The 21,885-nt window shown below is 38.1% G+C and carries 17 protein-coding genes and 1 other RNA gene; 5 read left to right on the top strand and 13 right to left on the bottom strand.

The features are described 5' to 3' along the window. The first annotated feature begins 11 nt into the window (after positions 1–11). From CUB63_RS08470 to CUB63_RS08480, 3 genes are all read left to right on the top strand, one after another. Entirely contained in the window at positions 12–3,161 is a 3,150-nt protein-coding gene (locus CUB63_RS08470) for an efflux RND transporter permease subunit (RefSeq protein ID WP_109847872.1), read from the top strand. A 635-nt stretch (positions 3,162–3,796) separates the two neighbouring features. Further along, positions 3,797–4,159 (top strand): Hha toxicity modulator TomB, encoded by a 363-nt coding sequence (gene tomB, locus CUB63_RS08475; protein WP_072063656.1) that lies wholly within the window; start codon positions 3,797–3,799, stop codon positions 4,157–4,159. A 45-nt stretch (positions 4,160–4,204) separates the two neighbouring features. Then, on the top strand, positions 4,205–4,408 hold the full coding sequence (locus CUB63_RS08480) for an HHA domain-containing protein (RefSeq protein ID WP_006535062.1): 204 nt from the start codon (positions 4,205–4,207) through the stop codon (positions 4,406–4,408). Between the two features lie 407 nt (positions 4,409–4,815). Here CUB63_RS08480 and ffs read toward each other — a convergent pair. Further along, positions 4,816–4,912: signal recognition particle sRNA small type (ffs, locus tag CUB63_RS08485), an RNA gene on the bottom strand. A 309-nt stretch (positions 4,913–5,221) separates the two neighbouring features. Here ffs and tesB point away from each other — a divergent pair. Further along, positions 5,222–6,097: an acyl-CoA thioesterase II gene (gene tesB / locus CUB63_RS08490; protein WP_072063657.1), complete on the top strand. Its 876-nt coding sequence runs from the start codon at positions 5,222–5,224 to the stop codon at positions 6,095–6,097. A gap of 42 nt (positions 6,098–6,139) precedes the next feature. Here tesB and amtB read toward each other — a convergent pair whose 3' ends face one another. The 5 genes from amtB to CUB63_RS08515 all read right to left on the bottom strand — a co-directional run bounded on the left by amtB (position 6,140) and on the right by CUB63_RS08515 (position 12,065). Next, complete coding sequence (gene amtB, locus CUB63_RS08495) at positions 6,140–7,432, bottom strand: ammonium transporter AmtB (protein WP_109847873.1); 1,293 nt, start codon at positions 7,430–7,432, stop codon at positions 6,140–6,142. A 12-nt stretch (positions 7,433–7,444) separates the two neighbouring features. After that, entirely contained in the window at positions 7,445–7,783 is a 339-nt protein-coding gene (gene glnK, locus CUB63_RS08500; RefSeq protein WP_072063659.1) for a P-II family nitrogen regulator, read from the bottom strand. Positions 7,784–8,026: 243 nt separating this feature from the next. Further along, the gene (locus tag CUB63_RS08505; RefSeq protein WP_109847874.1) at positions 8,027–9,814 is read right to left on the bottom strand and encodes a SmdB family multidrug efflux ABC transporter permease/ATP-binding protein; all 1,788 of its coding nucleotides are present in this window, start codon (positions 9,812–9,814) and stop codon (positions 8,027–8,029) included. Then, positions 9,801–11,546, bottom strand: coding sequence for a SmdA family multidrug ABC transporter permease/ATP-binding protein (locus tag CUB63_RS08510; protein WP_109847875.1), 1,746 nt, complete (start codon positions 11,544–11,546; stop codon positions 9,801–9,803). Before CUB63_RS08510 ends, CUB63_RS08505 begins: the two co-directional genes overlap by 14 nt. 57 nt (positions 11,547–11,603) lie before the next feature. Beyond that, positions 11,604–12,065: an Lrp/AsnC family transcriptional regulator gene (locus CUB63_RS08515; protein WP_109847876.1), complete on the bottom strand. Its 462-nt coding sequence runs from the start codon at positions 12,063–12,065 to the stop codon at positions 11,604–11,606. Between the two features lie 158 nt (positions 12,066–12,223). Here CUB63_RS08515 and queC point away from each other — a divergent pair, with 158 nt between their 5' ends. Further along, positions 12,224–12,922, top strand: a complete 699-nt coding sequence (gene queC, locus CUB63_RS08520; protein ID WP_072063663.1) for a 7-cyano-7-deazaguanine synthase QueC — start codon at positions 12,224–12,226, stop codon at positions 12,920–12,922. Positions 12,923–13,069: 147 nt separating this feature from the next. On the opposite strand, the gene CUB63_RS08525 is transcribed toward queC, so the two are convergent. The 7 genes from CUB63_RS08525 to clpP all read right to left on the bottom strand — a co-directional run bounded on the left by CUB63_RS08525 (position 13,070) and on the right by clpP (position 21,880). Then, complete coding sequence (locus tag CUB63_RS08525; RefSeq protein ID WP_072063664.1) at positions 13,070–13,474, bottom strand: acyl-CoA thioesterase; 405 nt, start codon at positions 13,472–13,474, stop codon at positions 13,070–13,072. A 246-nt stretch (positions 13,475–13,720) separates the two neighbouring features. Further along, positions 13,721–14,095 carry a ComEA family DNA-binding protein gene (locus CUB63_RS08530; RefSeq protein ID WP_170110790.1) on the bottom strand — a complete coding sequence of 125 codons (375 nt, stop codon included), beginning with the start codon at positions 14,093–14,095 and terminating at the stop codon, positions 13,721–13,723. A gap of 287 nt (positions 14,096–14,382) precedes the next feature. Then, the gene (gene ppiD / locus CUB63_RS08535) at positions 14,383–16,260 is read right to left on the bottom strand and encodes a peptidylprolyl isomerase (RefSeq protein WP_072063665.1); all 1,878 of its coding nucleotides are present in this window, start codon (positions 16,258–16,260) and stop codon (positions 14,383–14,385) included. 473 nt (positions 16,261–16,733) lie between these two features. After that, on the bottom strand, positions 16,734–17,009 hold the full coding sequence (gene hupB, locus CUB63_RS08540) for a nucleoid-associated protein HU-beta (RefSeq protein WP_036911695.1): 276 nt from the start codon (positions 17,007–17,009) through the stop codon (positions 16,734–16,736). Between the two features lie 214 nt (positions 17,010–17,223). After that, positions 17,224–19,584: an endopeptidase La gene (gene lon, locus CUB63_RS08545; RefSeq protein WP_072063666.1), complete on the bottom strand. Its 2,361-nt coding sequence runs from the start codon at positions 19,582–19,584 to the stop codon at positions 17,224–17,226. Positions 19,585–19,844: 260 nt separating this feature from the next. Then, positions 19,845–21,116 (bottom strand): ATP-dependent protease ATP-binding subunit ClpX, encoded by a 1,272-nt coding sequence (clpX, locus tag CUB63_RS08550; RefSeq protein ID WP_006535087.1) that lies wholly within the window; start codon positions 21,114–21,116, stop codon positions 19,845–19,847. 140 nt (positions 21,117–21,256) lie between these two features. Continuing rightward, complete coding sequence (gene clpP, locus CUB63_RS08555) at positions 21,257–21,880, bottom strand: ATP-dependent Clp endopeptidase proteolytic subunit ClpP (protein ID WP_004245088.1); 624 nt, start codon at positions 21,878–21,880, stop codon at positions 21,257–21,259. Positions 21,881–21,885 lie beyond the last annotated feature (5 nt).

Genomic DNA, 21,885 nt, shown 5'->3' on the forward strand with positions numbered 1-21,885 from the left:
GTCGGTGATCCATGCCTAAGTTTTTTATAGATAGACCGATATTTGCGTGGGTAATTGCGATAATTACCATGCTCGCAGGTCTTCTGGCACTCATCAAACTGCCTGTAGCCCAGTATCCAACGATTGCACCGCCAGCGATTTCTATCTCTGCGGTTTATCCTGGTGCTGACGCCACCACTGTGCAAAATACAGTTACCCAAGTTATCGAACAGAATATGAATGGTATCGATAACATGGTGTATATGTCTGCGACCAGTGACTCAGCGGGTATGATGAATATCACTCTGACCTTTGAAGCAGGTACTGATCCTGATATCGCGCAAGTACAGGTGCAAAATAAATTGCAACTTGCTATGCCGCTATTACCTCAGGAAGTGCAACAGCAAGGGATTAGTGTTGATAAATCATCAAGTTCATTCTTGATGGTTGCAGGTTTTATCTCTGCTGACGGTTCAATGTCACAAGATGATATCGCAGACTATGTGGGTGCAACGATTAAAGACCCATTAAGCCGTGTAACCGGTGTGGGTGAAACCCAGTTATTTGGTACTCAATACGCGATGCGTATTTGGTTAGATCCCGATAAACTGGTGAAATACAACATGACCACACTTGATGTTATCGGTGCGATTAGAGCACAGAATAACCAAGTGGCAGCAGGTCAATTAGGGGGCACACCTCCTGTTCCTGGTCAGCGTTTAAACGTATCTATTATTGCTCAAACTCGACTCAATACCGCAGAGCAATTTGGCGATATCCTGATGAAGGTTAATACCGACGGTTCTCAGGTTAAGCTAAAAGATCTCGGTATAGTTGAAATGGGAGCAGAAAACTACAGTACTATTGCTCGCTTTAATGGCTTACCTGCTTCTGGTATCGGTATTAAATTAGCAACAGGTGCTAACGCATTAGATACCGCAACCGCGGTACGTGCTGCATTAGCTGAAATGGAGCCATTCTTCCCTGCGGGATTAGAGGTCGTTTATCCTTATGATACAACGCCATTCGTTAAGATCTCTATTTTCGAAGTGGTAAAAACGCTTATTGAAGCAATCATGCTGGTATTCGTAGTGATGTATCTGTTCTTACAGAACTTCCGTGCTACGTTAATTCCAACAATTGCAGTACCAGTTGTATTATTAGGTACCTTTGCCGTACTCTCGGCATTCGGTTATTCGATAAATACCTTGACGATGTTTGCGATGGTGCTTGCCATCGGGCTTCTGGTGGATGACGCCATCGTTGTGGTAGAAAACGTCGAACGTGTTATGCAAGAAGAAGGTTTATCGCCTAAAGAAGCAACACGTAAATCTATGGGACAAATCCAAAGTGCGCTGGTCGGTATCGCCCTTGTGCTTTCTGCGGTATTTATTCCAATGGCATTCTTTGGTGGTTCAACAGGTGCGATTTATCGCCAGTTCTCTATCACCATCGTATCAGCAATGATCCTGTCTGTTTTCGTTGCATTGATTTTAACACCTGCACTTTGTGCAACAATGTTAAAACCAATACCAAAAGGCAGCCATGGTGTGCAAACGGGCTTCTTTGGTTGGTTTAACCGTACCTTTGAAAAAAGCAGCCATCACTATACTGATAGTGTATCCCGTACACTTCGTGGTACTGGTCGTTACTTATTAATTTACGTTTTATTAGTCGCAGGTATGGCGTTAATGTTTATTCGCTTACCCGCATCGTTCTTACCAGAAGAAGACCAAGGGGTATTACTGACAATGGTTCAGTTACCTGCGGGTTCAACACAAGAACAGACTCAGGACGTATTAGAAAGAGTAAACGACTACTTCAATACTGATGAAAAAGAGCTCGTTAAATCTGTCTTTACCGTAAGTGGCTTCGGCTTCGGTGGTCAAGGACAAAATATGGGTCTGGTCTTCGTTGTATTGAATGATTGGGATGAACGTAAAGCGGATGAAGACAAAGTTCCGGCGATTGTAGGACGTGCCAACATGGCACTATCCCAAATTAAGGAGGCCTTTGTTTATTCATTTAATATTCCAGCGATTGTTGAGTTAGGCTCTGCGGGTGGTTTCGAATTCGAGTTAATAGATAAAGCTAACCTTGGTCACGAAAAACTCATGGAAGCGAGAAATCAATTACTCGGAATGGCAGCGCAACAACCTCAAATGTTAATGGGCGTGCGTCCTAACGGTCAGGAAGATACTTCACAGTATCGCCTCTATATCGACCTAGAGAAAGCACAAGCTCAAGGTGTTGCAATTAGTGATATCTATTCAACATTAGGTACGATGTTTGGTGGTAGCTATGTAAACGACTTTATCGACCGTGGTCGTGTTAAGAAAGTTTACGTTCAAGCTGAATCACAATTCCGTATGTTGCCACAAGATATTGGTAATCTTTATGTTCGTAACAATGTCGGTCAGATGGTTCCATTCTCATCGTTCATTGATACAAGTAAAGATCCTTGGTTATACGGCTCTCCTCGTTTAGAGCGTTATAACGGTTTACCAGCAGTTCAAATTCAAGGTAGTGCAACACCAGGTCAAAGTAGTGGTGATGCAATGCTTATGATGGAAGATCTTGCAAGTAAACTACCAAGCGGTATCGGTTATGAGTGGACAGGAATGTCATATCAAGAACGTTTATCTGGTAACCAAGCGCCTGCGCTGTATACCATTTCCTTGATAGTTGTATTCCTTTGTCTTGCTGCTCTTTATGAAAGCTGGTCAGTACCATTCTCTGTCATGTTAGTCGTTCCACTAGGTGTTATTGGTGCTCTTGCATTAACATCACTAAGAGGCCTGGAAAACGACGTTTACTTTAAGGTTGGGCTCTTAACAACCATTGGGTTATCGGCGAAAAACGCAATCTTGATTGTTGAATTCGCCAAAGACTTGATGGAGAAAGAAGGTAAAGGACTCATAGAAGCAACGTTAGACTCTGTTAGAATGCGTCTACGTCCAATTCTAATGACTTCACTGGCCTTTATGTTAGGGGTTATTCCTCTGGTATTAAGTAACGGCGCAGGTTCTGGTGCTCAAAACTCAGTAGGTACAGGTGTATTCGGTGGTATGATTGCCGCGACTTCCCTTGCTATCTACTTCGTTCCTATCTTCTTCGTCGTGATCCGTAGACGGTTTGCGAAGAAAAATGAAGATTTAGAACATCCAAATCATTCACACTAATTTAAGTGATAATGCCAAAAAGGTCGCGAAAGCGGCCTTTTTATTTAGCTATTGATGTATTGTTTAAAATGAAAAATTGTTTCATTATATTATTTCTAGGTAATATCTCTTTAATCAATAAATTCATTTTATTTTTTTTCTTATATGTGACTTTTTGTCAAAATGAGGTAGTTCTGTTATTTATAAATAACAACGATATTTATACCTCATTTACACGCTTAAGCATTTGAAAATATAATAAAAACCAATATAATCATTATGTTAAGAGAATGTTCTTCAATTGGGATTTCTTAATTTTTACGAAAATAGACAAAATTATGTTGTTCAGATAGTGACTTATGTAATAATAGTGCTATATTAAGCAAAGAAATACTTATTGTATAAGTTTTAAACTCATTCGTGTATAATTCCGTATACAATTTAGTATTGTCTTTCGATATGCTATTACTTTGTTAGAAATAATAAATATAATTATTAAACCCTTTTAGCATACGAGTAAATATAAACACCTATTTTCAAGTTTATGTTTTTATTAATCCATTAATGAATTATGTGATGTATCTCATTAATAAGCTCAACTTTAAGTATTTATCTTTATTAATGAATATTTTCTATTAATTCAATTGCGATATGTTATGGACGAATATTCACCAGAAAAAGTAGATTTAGCCGAATTGTCGTTTTTGTGCGAAGAGTTATTACAGCAAGCTTTAGACTCATTAGATAAAGGCAGCACGGTTTGGCACAACGATCTGAGTAGCACAAAAAGCGTTGACCTTAATATCCTAATTGAACACATTATGGACTTTAGTTGGAAATTTAAGATTAAGTACCCAGATAAACATGTAATTAATACGCTTATAGAAGAGTATCTTGAAGAGACTTATCGTTTATTTGGTAATACATCAATTTCTTACTCAGATATCAATAATTGGAAAGAGTTAAACCAGTCACTTCTAACTCTTATTGCCAAAAACCCAAAAAATTATATTAAGTAATTTTAATTATCTTTAGTTTTATTTTAATTATAGAGAAAAGACAACATGACTAAGACAGACTATCTAATGCGTTTAAGAAAATGTACTTCAATCGAAACATTAGAACGTGTAATTGAAAAAAACAAATATGAACTCTCTGATGATGAACTGGAACTGTTTTATTCAGCAGCAGACCACCGTTTAGCAGAACTCACAATGAACAAGCTATATGATAAAATCCCAGCATCTGTTTGGAAATTTGTAAGATAATCTAGTTCTATTTAATTACCTTAGTTTTATTTTTGCTATTTTTATTTTTTATAGTAGTAGGGTTATTAGTTCTTAATTTAGATATCGTTTTATTCACGTTTTCTTATCAGTAGAATAATTACACACCATCATGCCGTTAACTTATTACGGCATGACTGCATTTCTTTACCCAAATATTCCTCTCATTTATAAACACTACCGTAAATTTTCTCATAATAAATTAATGCATTGAGCGTACTGTTTTCTATTCAATAATATTAACTCTCAAATTCAAAGAAAACAGAACTCAAAAAAACACATATAGAGAGTAAAATTATAAGGAAAAATAAATCTAAGAAGATAATAGTGATAAGAGATTCGAAATGATGAGAGATTAAAAATCATGAAGGGCTAAAAATTGGGTGGGGCCTTGCCAGCGACATCCCGGCACACGCGACACCTGCCATGGCTGCTTCCTTCCGGACCTGACCGAGTTAACAAGTTAGCGTTGCGGGAGAACCAACAAGACCCCATAGATTGTCTTATTGCTAAGACGTCACGCATTATGTTTTAAACTGATCCAAATAGCAAGGAAAGCGAGACTAAGTGATTACTAATTACCCAAATCCGTACTCGCTGATTATTCAATTGACTCTAAGGCTCTTTTACCTGCCATAAATTTATCAAAGCGCACTCAAACAATAATCTCATCAACTCTGTTCATTTATCATTAGATTGCTACAAGATAAAAAGGGAGATTATTTTTTTATATTCCTAGGATTGTATATAATCAACTTTATAAAAAATCACCAGATCTAATGATACAGGTACACTATGAGTCAAGCATTGAAAGATCTCATCAATTTGATGGCACTTGAAAAAATAGAAGAAGGCCTATTTAGAGGCCAAAGCGAGGATTTGGGATTACCGCAAGTTTTCGGTGGGCAAGTTGTAGGACAAGCACTATATGCTGCAAAACAGACAATAGCTGATAACCGCTATATCAACTCATTTCATAGCTACTTTTTACGTCCTGGTGATAGCCATAAGCCTATTGTTTATGATGTGGAATTTATTCGTGATGGTGGATCATTTAGTACTCGTAGGGTCAGTGCTATTCAGCACGGTAAACCTATTTTTTATATGACCGTTTCTTTTCAAGAATTTGAAGAAGGCTTTGAACATCAAGATACAATGCCTGATGTTCCTTTTCCAAATGAGCTTATCTCACAAGATGAGATTTTAAAGAACTTAGCACCCAAATTACCCGAGCCGATTAAATCTTTAGCACTTCGAGAAACACCGTTTGAAGCGCGCCCTGTGCAATACTTTAGCCCGTTTGGCTACGCTAAAGCGCCTGCTGAACGTTATGTTTGGTATCGTAGTCGAGGTGAAATACCAACCGATCCTTTCTTGCATCAATATTTACTTGGTTATGTTTCTGATTTTGACTTTTTACCAACTGCTCTCCAACCTTATGGATTAGGTTTTATGGATACAAGTCTGCAGGTCGCTACGATTGACCATTCTATGTGGTTTCATCGCCCATTCCGTGTGGATGATTGGTTACTTTATGTGATTGAAAGTCCTTCCGCATCAGGGGGCAGAGGATTTGTTAGAGGTAAATTCTTTAATACAAAAGGTCAACTCGTTGCATCTTCTGTTCAAGAAGGGGTTATTCGTCAAAAACGAGCTAAACATTCAAAATAATACCTTGGCATATTCCCCCCTCAATTGAGGGGGAATAGACAATTATTGTTGATAAGCTCTTTCACCATGAGTCGTTAAATCTAACCCATCATGCTCTTCCTCTTCTGAAACTCGCAAGCCCACCAGCTTATCTGCGATTTTAAAACCTATATAAGCGACAACACCAGACCAAATCACTGTGATCACAACGCTCATTAATTGAATTAAAACTTGTTTACTGAGTGTCATACCATCGCTATATCCCACTCCCCCTAAAAATGAAGCCGTAAATACCCCTGTTAATAAACAACCAGCAATACCACAAGTACCATGAATACCAAAAACATCACAAACATCATCTGCCTTTAACCAGCGTTTTAAAACAACGACGCCCCAAAGCCCAATGATCCCACCCATTACACCGATAAATAAAGCACCCATCACTCCGACCGTGCCAGATGCAGGTGTAATCGCAACTAATCCTGCAATACAACCAGAACAACTACCTAACATAGAAGGTTTGCCTCTGGTGAGCCATTCTGATGCAGTCCAAGAAAGCACGGCTCCTGCCGTTGCAATTACTGTATTTAGAAATGCTAAAGCTGCGATTGCATTTGCACTGCCAGCAGAGCCTGCATTAAAACCAAACCAACCGATATAGAGCACCGCTGTACCAGTAAAGACCATTGGTAAATTATGAGGTTTAAGCGCTGTATGCTGACTATCACGCCGTTTGCCAAGTAAGTAAGCACCAACAAGTGCCGCAATCGCTGCATTAATATGGACAACGGTTCCCCCAGCAAAATCTAATGCCCCATCATCGATTAACCAACCACCTTCTCCCCATACCATATGTGCAATAGGAATATAAGAAAGTGTGAACCAAATAATCGTAAAAATGAGCAGTGCAGAAAAGCGAACGCGCTCTCCTAGTGCCCCAACAATTAATGCAACAGTGATAACAGCAAAAGATCCTTGAAAAGCAATATGTACATACTGATTAATTGAGCCAGAGAGTGAATCTAGTGATACGTTATTCAAAAAAGTAAGTGACCACCCACCCCAAATTTTATTACCTGCGGTAAATGCCAAACTATAGCCAAATGTAACCCAAAGAATAACAACGATACTGAAGATCATCATCACTTGAGTGATCAAAGAAAGTACATTTTTTCCTCTCAATAACCCGCCATAAAACAGAGCAATACCGGGCATCGTCATAAAAAAGACTAAAGCGGTACATATCAACATAAAACTATTATCAGCTTTATCAACCCCCCCTGTTTCAGTTGCAAATGCAGATGAAGAAAAGTATGTAAGCACTAACATTAATAGTAAAGAAAGTAAGCGTCTCATCGAATATCTCCTTTAAAGTGCTTCATCACCAGACTCACCAGTACGAATACGGACTGCCTGCAATAATTCAAAAACAAAAATTTTTCCATCTCCTACCTTTCCTGTATCAGTCGCTTGCATAATCACTTGCATAACTGACTCAAGTTGCTCATCACAAATAGCGAGTTCTATTTTTACTTTGGGGAGAAAATTAACTTCATACTCAGCCCCTCTATACAACTCCGCATGTCCTTTTTGTCGCCCATATCCCTTTACTTCACTGATTGTCATTCCCTTTATACCTAACTCAGAGAGCAACTCTCGCACTTCTTCTAATTTAAATGGTTTAATAATGGCAATGATATATTTCATATAAACCTCGTCGATATTTGAAAGAACAAACCCTAAATAGAAAAGCAAAAGACATGCCATTATTTAATTGATTGATATTTAAGAAAAAATAAACTTCTCGAATAATAAAAATGAAAAAGCTCACCGAAATGGTGCAAAAATACGATAGCTATTTTGATAAAAGCAAGATAAATGGGAAATCAAAAAGGGCACATACATTAAGATGATGTGCCCTCTAAAATTATATTTTTTTATTTAAGGTTATTATTCTACTTCAAGAGGAGTTTGTTCTTGTAAAGATTCTCTGACCTGCTGTAATTGATACATATTATAGTATCGGCCTTTTTGCGAGAGTAACTTAGCATGATCGCCCTGCTCGACAATTGCACCACGATGAAGTACTACAATTTCATTGGCTTCAATAATAGTGGAAAGTCGATGAGCAATAACAATCAATGTTGTTTTTTCCCTAACTACTTTTAACGCTTTCTGTATGGCTTGTTCTGTTCCTGAATCAATATTTGCTGTTGCCTCGTCCAGAATAAGAATACGAGGAGGTATTAATAATACACGCGCCAATGCAAGTAACTGTTTTTGACCAGCAGATAAGCGACTACCTTGTTCACCAAGTTTTGTTTGCAGCCCTTCTGGTAACGCTTTAACCCATTGATCGAGTTGAACTGTTTCTAATACCTGCCATAAATGTGACTCATCACAATCACGCCCTAACGTAATGTTGTCATGCAGTGAACCCGATAATAAAACGGGATCTTGCTGTACCATTGCAATACCACTACGCAATGCAGCGTGAGAATACGCTTCTAATGGTTGCTTATCTAAAGAAATACTCCCTTTTTGCCAAGGATAATTACCCATTAATAAACTGGCTAAAGTACTTTTACCACTTCCTGTGTGCCCAACGAATGCGACAAAATGACGAGCAGGAATAGTTAAATTGATATCTTTTAATACCCATTGCTCATTACGATACGCAAACCAAAGAGAGCTAATCTCGATATTACCTTGAGTAATAGAATGTGTTGATGAACCGTAATGCTGTAAAGGTGCATCCATCAGTTCAAAAACACGCTCACCAGAGACAACCGCCTGTTGTAGAATCGATTGCTGTGATGTCAATGTGATCAAGGGTTCATTTAATCGACCTAAATAACTAATGAATGCATAAATCACCCCAACTCCAATAACCGCACTACCTTGATAACCAAAGAGCATCAATAAGCCACACAGAACTAACGCAGAGAGCATGCTTAATAAAGGGCGTAATAACAGACCATCAAGTTTTAACGCTTTCATACGCGCTTGGTAATGCTGCCAGCTGTCATCTGACATTCTTTCACCAAATCGAGCTTGTTGCCTAAATTGTTGAATAACTGACATTCCATTGATAACTTCGTGGAAACCATCATTTATATTGGCAAGAAAATGACGTACATTGCGTACAATCGGCGTGCTCAGTCGCTGATAAAGCATCATCACACCAATAACTGCAGGGAAGATAGTCATCGCTACCAATGCCATTTGCCACTCTAATAAGAACATGGCAATTAACATAACAACCACTAACGCAATCGCTCGAAATAATGTCGGTAAGACATTAACAAACAAATCTTTAATTGTTTCGGTATCATTCGTTACACGAGAGATTAACTGCCCCACGGGCTGATTATCAAAAGCACTTAATGGCTGTTTTAGTGCCGCACTCATTACATCAGTACGTAATTGTTGTACCACCCCAACAGCAGCATGATTAAACACAATGGCTTGATAATAGTGAAGTGTGGCAGCAATTACTTGCAAAAGAATAAAAGCCAATGCTAGGCCTAATGATGACATTAATTCCACATTATTCGTGGCAACTTTTGCATCAATAAAATAACCTACAATTAATGGGCCACCCACTTCTGCAATAGCGGCTACCCACAACATAATGACACCCCATGTCATGGATTTACGATAAGCTTTACCATAAGTCAAAAGACGCTTTAATGCAGGCAATAGCGCTTTAACGGATTTATTTTTATTCATCGTCATCCAGCGCGGCCTCTAATTGCTGATAATGGTACATATCTTGATACCAACCTGGTATTGAAATTAACTGCTGATGTGTACCCTGCTCTATAATCTCACCTTGTTTTAAAACTAAAATATTCGTAGCACCAACCAATGCAGATAAACGATGAGCACTGATAATCAACGTTCTATCTTTTCGCCATTGCGACAAATTTTGTAAAATTTGATATTCAGTTTGTCCATCAACGGCAGATAATGCGTCATCTAATAACAAAATTTCCGCATCTAAGAGTAGCGCTCGCGCAATAGAAATACGCTGTTTTTGTCCACCGGATAACATCACACCTTTTTCGCCTACCTGTGTTTGATACCCTTCAGGTAAACGCAGAATATCGTCATGAATATTGGCCAGTTTAGCGACTGCTTCAATTTCGTCTTTAGTTGCATTAGGGCGCCCTAATGCAATATTTCCTGCGATAGTATCTGAAAATAGGAAGGGGGTTTGATTAACAACAGCCAGTCGTGCTCGCCATTCATCAAGCTTCAATTGATAAATGGGTATAGATTGAAAACAAATTTCACCTTCAGTTACATCGTAAAGTCGTTGAATAACGGTGAGTAGTGTACTTTTTCCACTTCCAGTCATTCCGCAAATTCCCAACATATCACCGGGAGATAAGGTGAAATGAATATTCTTAAGCACATCCGTTGTTTGTTCAGGATACTGAAAGCGGTCGATATCAACAGACAATATCCCTCGACCTTGTTTTGGTGATAAATCACCATCAATCATATCGAGTTTTTCATTCAATAAGCTATTGATTCGGCTATAGGCTGCACTGCCACGCTCAACAATATTGAACATCCATGCTAAAGCCAGCATTGGCCAAATCATTTGACCTAAATACATAACAAAACTGGTTAATTCACCTAATGTCATTTTGTCATTGAGTACCAAATAACTCCCACCAGCAACCGCGAGTAAATTAGCAAACCCAATAGCCATAAAAATAGTAGGATCAAAGAGCGCATCAATTCTTGCAACACGCATATTTTGGCGCCCAGTTTCTTTTGCCACATCATCAAAACGGGATGCATGCTGTTGCTCTAGTCCGAATGATTTGATCATACGAATACTACTCAAACTTTCCTGTGCTTGATTATTAAGTGAAGAGAAAAGTGCTTGTGCGGTTTTAAAGCGACTATGTAGCTTATCACCATAACGTTTAATCAAAATCGCCATGAGTGGCATCGGTAATAATGAAATCAGTGTCAGTTCCCAACTTAACTGGATACTCATCATGACGAGTACCGCAAGCCCCATAACCATAGAATCCACTAAGGTTAGTACACCTTCACCAGCTGCGAAAACCACTTTATCAACATCATTAGTGGTCCGTGCAATTAAATCGCCTGTACGATAGCGATGATAAAATGAGGAAGATTGTTGATTAAGTTGTTGATAAATTTGCATCCGCAGTTTTATTGCTAATTGATAAGATGCACCAAATAACCAAAGACGCCAAAAATAACGTAAAAGATAAACTGCGAGGGCAATTAATACCATCACACCAATCCAATTCATCACTTGGCTAAACGTCAGACTATGGTTATCAACACCATCTACAATGATCCCAACAATCTTTGGCGGGATCACCTGTAATACTGCGATAACCATCAATAAGAAAATAGCACCGACATAACGACGCCATTCACTGAGAAAATACCAACTGAGCTGTGAAAATAGAGCCACGCCTTAAATCCTAAGGTTATACAAAAAAATAAAAGTGCCAGTTGGTAAAGATGAACCTTATTCAGGTATCGGCATTGCCGTTGTGTATTTAATTTTTTCCATTGCGAAGTTAGAAGTCACATCAATAAGACCCGGTACGCCATTTACCATACGCTTATAAAATAGGTCGTAACTTTTCATGTCGACTACTTCAACATGCATTAGATAATCACACTCACCCGCCATTCGATAGAATGTCAGTACTTCTGGCATTTGCTTAACAAATGAAACAAACTGTTCGTACCATTCGCTATTATGCTGCTGTGCTCTAATCATAACAATAACTGTTAGACCTAGCCCGATTTTTTCACTATCAAGCAGAGCAACGCGCTTACGAATATACCCTTCATCCTCTAGTCTTTTCAATCGTTTCCAGCAAGGCGTTGAAGTTAGGTTAACAGCCTCAGACAAAGTATTCAGTGAGAGGCTTGAATCTTCCTGTAACAGCGCTAATAGTTTACGGTCAATCTTATCTAACATAGATACTCCTTCAAAATATGCCCCTACAAAAAATAATGATAATCTGCCCCTTACTATAAGAGTAATCATCTAATGATAAATCGGTAATAAATTGCCATAATATCTGTACTTTTATGCGTACTAATCCTTATAAAATTTCAATATTCAGGAGTATTCTGATGAAAAAAACGGTCGTTGTCTTTAGTGGTGGGCAAGATTCGACAACCTGCCTTATTCAAGCATTGGAAAAGTACGATGAAGTACATTGCATTACGTTTAATTATGGGCAACGCCATAAAGAAGAAATTGAGGTAGCACAAAAAGTAAGTCAATTACTGGGGGCAACTGCGCATAAAGTTTTAGATGTAAGTTTACTCAATGAACTCGCTATTAGTAGCTTAACTCGCGACAATATTCCTGTTCCTGATTTCAAAGAAAGTGAAGAAAGTGATATTCCTAGTACCTTTGTACCGGGTAGAAATATTCTATTCCTTACTTTAGCAGCAATTTATGCTTATCAAATTGGCGCTGAGAGTGTCATCACTGGCGTTTGTGAGACAGATTTCTCGGGTTACCCTGATTGTCGCGATGAATTTGTAAAAGCACTGAATCATGCTGTCAACTTAGGTATTGCACGTGATATTAAATTTATCACACCATTAATGTGGCTAGATAAAGCCGAAACGTGGGCGCTTGCTGATTACTATAAAAAGTTAGATTTCGTTCGTCATAAAACGTTAACTTGTTATAACGGTATTCAAGGTGATGGCTGTGGTGAATGTGCGGCTTGTCATTTAAGGCAACGCGGATTAAACACTTACTTGGCTGATAAAACACTCATTATGCAAACAATGAAACAGAAAGTAGGTCTTAAATAATTATCATAATTACCTTACTTATTATCACTGCTATCTGCCATTCTATTCACTTATGCAGTGATAATTCATCAAACATTATCACTGCATTAAATCATCTTAGATTAGCCTAGGCATATTTAGTGATAAATTTTTAATACTCTCTATGTATTAGGATGATTGACGTACATATTCAAGCTTCTCTCTTAACTGTTCTGTTAATGTCAGCGCTTTTTTTGTATTGATATCAACAAGAACAAAAGTAATTAATGCATCAGAAATAAGTGCACCATCTTTTTTTCTGACAATCTTTTGAGAAAGCACACCACTTTTAACCCCCACTTCAGCAATATCACAATCAATGAGTAACTCATCACCTAAACTTGCAGGTAAGCGGTAATTAATATTGATATTAGCAACCACTAATGCCAAGCCATTGCGCTTAAACCAATCAAAATCTAAATGTTGCTCAATCCAATCCCATCGAGCTTGCTCTAAAAATTCAAGGTAACGTGCATTATTCACATGTTCAAAAACATCTAAATGAAAACCATAAACTTTAATTAATGTACTCATATCAATTTATTACCTCTTGATTATTCTAATAAAGTTCTTATAGATTTTTTTGCAATACCATAAATATAGCCAAAAAAATAAATTTAGTAATTTCTGATATAGGTTTATTTCATTTTCTTTTAACAAAGAAAACACTAAGAAAACGTGTTTCTCTTATCAAAAAAATCAAAGAGAAACACGGAGTTTTTAATCAATATTCACGTTTCTGCTATCACTTATACTCAATATCGTATAAGAATGAATACGTTAATTAATAACAATAAAATCACGATTTTGATCAACTAACTTCATACCAATTCCAAAGACTTTTTCAAGTTCATCAATAGTGGTAAAGCGCCCTAGCTGTTCGCGATAATCAATAATGGCTTGCGCTTTTGCTTTTCCGATCCCTTTTAATCCCATTAATTCATCTACTGTTGCCGTATTTAAATTAACTTTACCTACTGTACTGGCTTTATTTTCCTTAGCATCACGCTCAACAGATGAGTGAGTTTCAATAGAAACCATTGGGGCTGAGGCGGGTGTTTCTTCTGCATAAGAGAGAGGAGAAAGCCCTAATCCTAAAGCTAGGCAGATAGAAGCCATAAAACCTGACAATACTTTTTTATCCATCTTCATAATCATAATTTCCTTTTATTCAATAATTTTAAATTTAATCACAAACAAAGAGTTCTGAATGCAGAAAAATAATGACAACATATTGATAAACAAGCAATTATATAAAAATAAAACTACGAGAGAGTAGGAAAAATAAAAATGTAAAAAAGAAGCATTACAAAAAGTTGTCTAGCTTGCTCTCAAATATGATTTTTTTGAGAGACGGAGTTATTGGTTTAAGTTACCAAAGTGAATCGGCATAAAAAAACCCAGCTTTAAGCTGGGTTTTCAATGTAATAACTCAAATTCAATTATTGATAATCTTTATCAAAAATTTCAATTTTAGCGTTATCTTTTAAGTCACGTAACATGAGTTGTAACGCTTCTTCGCCCATCTGAGCACGATAGAGATTAGTCATAAACTCAAGTTGTTCAGATGTTGGTTTACCATCTGTTACGCTATCTAATTGAATAAGGACAACTTTAGTACCAGGTACATTAGTCATACCATACTCTTTTTTACCTTCAGCAGGTTTTGGCATAGAGAAAATAGCAGTTTGTACGACATCTGTTGCAGATGAGTGAACGATGCTTTCTTCACTACCAAACGAAACATTAGCAGCTTTCAGTGCTTCTTCGCCTTTACCTTCTTTCAATGCAGCTAAAAGTTTTTGGGCTTCCGCATTCATGGCTTGTGATGCTTTTTGCTGTTTAACCAGCATAACGACCTGATCACGCACTTTGTCTAATGGTTGGCTTGCTGAAGGCTTATAACCTTCTACACGCACGATAAATGCACTGTCATTACCTAACGTCACCATGTCTGAATTCATGCCAGTTGGGCCATTTTCATCCACCAATGAACCCCCAAAAATTAACTGGGTGAGTTTTTCATTATTTAATGGTGCAGGAACGTTATTTTCATCAAACCAATCAGTATTAACCACCGTCACGTTGCCCGCTTTAGCGGCGGGAGCTAATGTGTCGTTGTCATTAGATGCAGCTTGGCTCACCTTTTGTTGTAATGCGAAGAAATCATCAATCGCTTTGTTTTCACGCATTTTTGCCAATAAATCTGTTTTCACGTCATCAAATGGTTTTACAACAGAGGGTTTGACATCATCAAGACGGAAAATTGCGTAGCCATTACTGATTTTAACAGGTTCAGAGATTTGGCCTTTTTCTGTCAAACTTGCATTAGCCAGCTCGGGTAACTCTTGCCCGATAGTTATCCAACCTAAAGAACCATTTTGTTTTTTAGAGAAACTATCAATAGATTTTTCTTTCACTAACGAAACAAAATCAGCGCCTTTTTTCAGCTCGTCTTCTGCTTCTTTAGCCGAAGCTTCATCAGCTAATACTAAGATGCTGTACTGTTTCTGCCCTGCCGTAGTGAACTCATCAATATTACTATCGTAATAAGCTTTCGCTTCTTCATCAGTAATGTTGATATTATTAAAATCTTTTTGAGCATTTAATTGGATATAGCTAATTTTAAATTGCTCTGGCGCGATGAACATTTGGTTATTTTGCTCATAGAACGCTTTCACTTCTTCATCAGATGCCGTTTCTTTTTCGAGGAATGGCTGAATGTCTAATGATGCTAAGCGTACATTACGGCTTTGTAGCATTAATCCAGCAAATTCTTTAACTTCGCTATCTAAGGCAAAATCAGTGCCTTGGATAGAAAATTTTAATTGCTGGTTAATTAGGTTTTGACGAATGCCTTCTGCGAAGGCATCCGCATCAATATTATTGCCTTTCAATAAATCGACATATTTTTTATTGTCAAATTTGCCGTTAGTTTGAAAGTAAGGAAGTGCAAAAATAGCATCTCTAATTTGCTGATCACCGGCTGAGATACCCAGCTTTTGTGCAAATTGATCAAGTAATGCTTGGTTGATCAATAAATCAAGCGCTTGTTGGCGAATGAGTTTCTGGCCTTCTTCTGAGGAAGCAAGAGCAGCAAAATTTTCACCCATATCTTGTTGTAATTGAGCTCGACGTTGTTGATAAGCTTGCTCTAATTGAGAACGGCTAATTTTATACCCGTTAACTTCAGCTGCATCATTGACGCCTGAACTAAAGAGATATCCGCCCACACCAGTTAGGACGAAGGAGAGGATGATCACAGCTAATAATATTTTTATAAATGGATTATTAGCAGTGGAACGAATGTTGTCCATCATAACGAGACGAGGCTCCGTTTGGTGAAATAAAAATTATTTTTATGGGTGTTACACGACTATTTTGAGCACAGCAAAAAGATAATATGCTCATGCTGGCTAAATATCAAAATGTCGCGACACACGACAATCATTAAAAACAGCCAGTCCCATATTAATGCACAGTCTTAACACGCACTTTCTATAACTAAGAAAAAACTAAACAGCATTATTTGATTCATTGATTACGATAGCAGTTAACTCATCACTAAATCATTCATTGTTGTCTATTTTAGTTATAGAACAACGGAGCATTCTATCAAATGACCACTTCAGTTTCACGTTTTATCGCCAGAGAATACAAGGTTTAATCGTGATTTATAATCAAAAAAGAAAAGCGCATCTCAAAAAGATGCGCTTCATTTTTTAATTGAGTTGTTTTCTGTTTACCCATAACGTTAAGTTAATAACTCTTTGGCAGAAAGTTCATTCAACTATTATTGATTAACTGCGTCTTTTAAGCCTTTACCCGCACGGAATGCAGGAACTTTTGCAGCTTCAATTTGAATTTCTTTACCAGTTTGTGGGTTACGGCCCGTACGAGCTGCACGATCACGTACAGTAAAAGTACCGAAACCTACTAATGCTACATCATCACCTTTTTGTAAAGATTCAGTGATAGAAGCAACCAGAGCATCTACAACACGACCTGCTGCCGCTTTTGAGATATCTGCATTTGCAGCAATTTTGTCGATCAGTTGAGTTTTATTCACGCTTTCATCCCCATAATTTTATGCGTTATTTTTCACCATTAATGGCAAATTTTGCAAACGTCGTTATATCAAGCCTTTTTAGATATAGCAAGACCGATAAAACAGCATTTTTAATTAAAATCGCCATTAAATTAGCGACACAAAAAAAGGCTGGCAAGCTTTTATTACTTATCCAGCCTTTTTTTTAGCTATAATTTATGACTAATATCACTCTTTAGTGTGATTTATCAGTAACAACTTCCATGCCAAACGGTGAGTTTTGCAGGGCTAGCGTTAAAACTTCCTCTATTGTTTTCACCGGGTGAATATCCAGATCAGCAACAATATTTTCAGGAATTTCTTCTAAATCACGTTTATTTTCATCAGGGATAAGAACTGTCTTAATTCCACCGCGATGTGCAGCAAGTAACTTTTCTTTTAGTCCGCCAATTGGCAATACTTGTCCGCGTAACGTAATTTCGCCCGTCATTGCAACATCAGAACGTACAGGATTACCTGTTAGGCTTGATACCAACGCAGTACACATTGCGATACCGGCACTTGGACCATCTTTTGGTGTTGCCCCTTCAGGAACGTGTACGTGCATATCACGTTTTTCATAGAAATCGCTATTAATACCCAGTTTATCAGCACGAGCACGAACGACAGTCATTGCCGCTTGAATAGACTCTTGCATCACTTCACCTAAAGAGCCAGTGAATGTTAGCTTGCCTTTACCCGGTACACTTGCAGTTTCAATAGTCAGTAGATCACCACCCACTTCTGTCCATGCAAGTCCTGTTACCATACCTACTCGATTTTCTGTATCAGCACGACCGTAGTCAACTTTACGAACACCTAAGTAGTCTTTGAGATTATCTTCGTTAATCTCAATATGTTTGATTGTGCTATCCATTAGCAGCTGTTTTACTGCTTTACGGCATAATTTAGAAATTTCACGCTCTAAACTACGTACACCCGCTTCACGCGTGTAATAACGAATAATGCCCATAATCGCGCTGTCATGAATTGTCAGCTCGCTTGGTTTTAACGCATTACGCTCAATCTGTTTTGGTAACAAATGTTGCTTAGCAATATTCAGTTTTTCGTCTTCGGTATAACCTGATAAACGAATAACTTCCATACGATCCAACAACGGTGCGGGTATATTCATGGAGTTAGAGGTTGCCACGAACATAACATCAGACAGATCGTAATCAACTTCCAGGTAATGGTCATTAAATGCGATGTTCTGTTCTGGATCTAACACTTCTAACAGAGCAGAAGCTGGATCACCTCGCATGTCGGATGACATTTTATCAATTTCATCTAATAGGAAAAGTGGGTTTTTGACGCCAACTTTCGCCATTTTCTGAATTAATTTACCTGGCATAGAACCGATGTAAGTACGACGGTGACCACGGATTTCAGCTTCATCACGTACACCACCTAACGCCATACGAACATATTTACGGCCTGTTGCTTTAGCAATAGATTGACCCAGTGAAGTTTTACCTACTCCCGGAGGCCCTACCAAGCACAAGATTGGCCCTTTAATTTTGCTAACTCGAGACTGAACTGCGAGGTATTCAAGGATACGCTCTTTAACACGTTCTAAACCGTAATGGTCAGTATCAAGAACTTCTTGCGCTTTCACTAAGTCTTTTTTAACTTTGCTACGACTATTCCAAGGAACTTGAACCATCCAATCAATATAGCTACGTACAACTGTGGCTTCTGCTGACATTGGCGACATCATTTTTAATTTCTGAAGTTCCGCTTCTGTCTTCTCTTTTGCCTCTTTTGGCATTTTAGCCGCATCGATTTTACGCTTCAGCGATTCCATTTCATCAGGTGCATCATCCATCTCACCTAATTCTTTTTGAATCGCTTTCATTTGTTCATTGAGATAATACTCACGCTGACTCTTTTCCATCTGCTTTTTAACGCGGTTACGAATGCGTTTTTCAACTTGTAGCAGATCAATTTCTGATTCCATCATCGCCATTAAATATTCAAGGCGTTCTGTCACATCAGACATTTCAAGCACAGCTTGCTTATCTTTTAATTTCAGCGGCATATGTGAAGCAATGGTGTCTGCTAATTTCGCTGATTCTTCGATAGCATGTAATGAGGTTAATACCTCTGGCGGAATTTTTTTATTCAGCTTGATATAACCTTCAAACTGATTAATCGTTGTACGATTTAAGACTTCTTGTTCGCGCTCATCAACGGCTGGCGTTTCAAGGTATTCTGCTTTCGCCTGAAAGTATTCACCATTGTCAGATAGCGTCGTAATTTTGGCACGACGAATACCTTCAACAAGTACTTTTACTGTTCCATCAGGTAGTTTTAGCATCTGTAAAACAGACGCAACTGTACCAACAGAAAAAAGATCATTCACACCTGGTTCGTCAGTAGATGCATCTTTCTGCGCAACCAGCATAATTTGTTTGTTGTCGTTCATCGCGGCTTCTAAGCAATGAATAGATTTTTCACGACCAACGAACAACGGGATCACCATATGCGGATATACAACGACATCACGTAATGGCAATACAGGTATTTCAATACGTTCTGGACGCTCAGGATTCATAGAGCTCTCTCTTCGTTTTTAGCTTAACGCTTTTACAGGTAATTTTATTCGCATGTCACCAAATAAAATTAATTCCACGGATTGTCAAAATATATAAGGGCACTTTTCTGACATTCAATAGCATTACGCATTAAAAAAACAAAATGAGGGAAAATTCCCTCATTTTTATTGCGTTGGCACGCTTTATCTTGAATTTCTCTCTTACTTTTGAGAGAAAACGAGATAATGTCAGACAAAGGACACTGCCAAATTACGATGCATTATTCACCTGAAGCCTGATTTTCTGGCTGACTATAAATAACCAGCGGCTCAGATTTTCCATTAATAACGCCTTCATCAATGACCACTTTTTCTGCATTTTCAAATGAAGGAAGGTCATACATCGTATCAAGTAATGCAGCTTCAACAATCGAACGTAAACCACGAGCACCCGTTTTACGTACCATGGCTTTTTTCGCTATTGCAGTCAGCGCTTCCTTACGGAATTCTAAATCCACACCTTCTAATTTAAATAATGCCTGATATTGCTTAGTCAATGCATTCTTAGGTTCTTGTAAGATCTGGATTAACGCTTCTTCGTTTAATTCGCCTAGCGTTGCAACAACAGGTAAACGACCAATAAATTCAGGGATAAGACCAAATTTAATCAGATCTTCTGGCTCAACTTGGGCTAATAATTCACCTTCACTGGCTTTCTCTTTTTGGCTTTTAACTTCTGCGCCAAAACCGATACCTGAGTGTGTATTTAAACGCTGTGCAACAACTTTATCGAGTCCTGCAAATGCACCACCACAAATAAAGAGGATTTTAGAAGTATCAACTTGTAAAAATTCTTGTTGTGGGTGCTTACGTCCGCCTTGAGGAGGAACAGAAGCGACAGTGCCTTCAACTAATTTTAATAATGCTTGCTGTACACCTTCACCAGACACATCACGGGTGATTGATGGGTTTTCAGATTTACGGGTGATCTTGTCAATTTCATCAATATACACAATACCACGTTGTGCTTTTTGCACATCGTAATCGCATTTTTGTAGCAGTTTTTGAATGATGTTTTCAACATCTTCACCCACATAGCCCGCTTCTGTCAGCGTTGTGGCATCTGCCATAGTAAAAGGAACATCAAGGTAGCGTGCTAATGTTTCTGCTAGTAACGTTTTACCGCTACCAGTAGGACCAATCAGCAAAATATTACTTTTTCCTAGCTCAACACCATTGGCTTTATCGCCATTACGCAGACGTTTATAGTGATTATAAACGGCAACAGCCAAAACTTTTTTAGCCAATTCCTGACCGATAACATAGTCATCAAGGTGCTTACGGATTTCATGCGGCGTTGGCAATTCACTGCGTTCATGATGAGGTGCCAGTTCTTTTATTTCTTCACGAATGATATCAACACATAGATCGACACATTCATCACAGATATAAACCGACGGACCAGCGATCAATTTTTTTACTTCATGCTGGCTTTTACCGCAGAAAGAGCAATACAGAAGCTTCCCAGAGCTATCTTTGCGCTTATCTGTCATCAGTCAACCTCACTTAGTTATTCTTCTTATTATTTATAAGAAGAAAGTCTTTTTTACATAAATATTGATAGCCGTTTCCTTTGCATTATTGACTAACAAAGAAAACGTATTAATTCAGTTGCTATTACAACGTATAATAATTAGCTACGTTGAGTATAGACTTTATCCACTAATCCATATTCTAACGCTTCGTTAGCGGATAAGAAACGATCACGCTCAGTGTCTCTTTCTATTTCTTCAATAGATTTACCTGTATGTTGAGCCATTAGCTCATTCATACGGGATTTTACTTTCAAAATTTCTTGAGCATGAATTTGAATATCTGTTGCTTGCCCCTGGTAACCACCTAATGGTTGGTGGATCATCACACGGGAGTTAGGTAAGCAAATACGTTTACCTTTCGCACCAGCAGATAATAAGAAAGCGCCCATTGAACACGCTTGCCCCATACAAATGGTACTAACATCTGCTTTGATATACTGCATGGTGTCATAAATAGACATACCCGCAGTAATTACACCACCTGGTGAGTTGATATACAGGTTGATGTCTTTCTCTGGATTTTCTGCTTCTAAAAATAGCATTTGAGCAACGATAAGATTAGCCATGTGATCTTCAACTTGGCCAGTCAGGAAAATAATACGTTCTTTCAATAAACGTGAGTAAATGTCGTAAGAACGCTCTCCTCGCGAAGTTTGCTCTATAACCATCGGCACCAGAGCCATATTAGGTGCGAATTGTTCCTGTGTGTCGTTAAATGACATGTCTG

The sequence above is a fragment of the Proteus penneri genome, from assembly GCF_003144535.1.
GTDB lineage: Bacteria > Pseudomonadota > Gammaproteobacteria > Enterobacterales > Enterobacteriaceae > Proteus > Proteus penneri.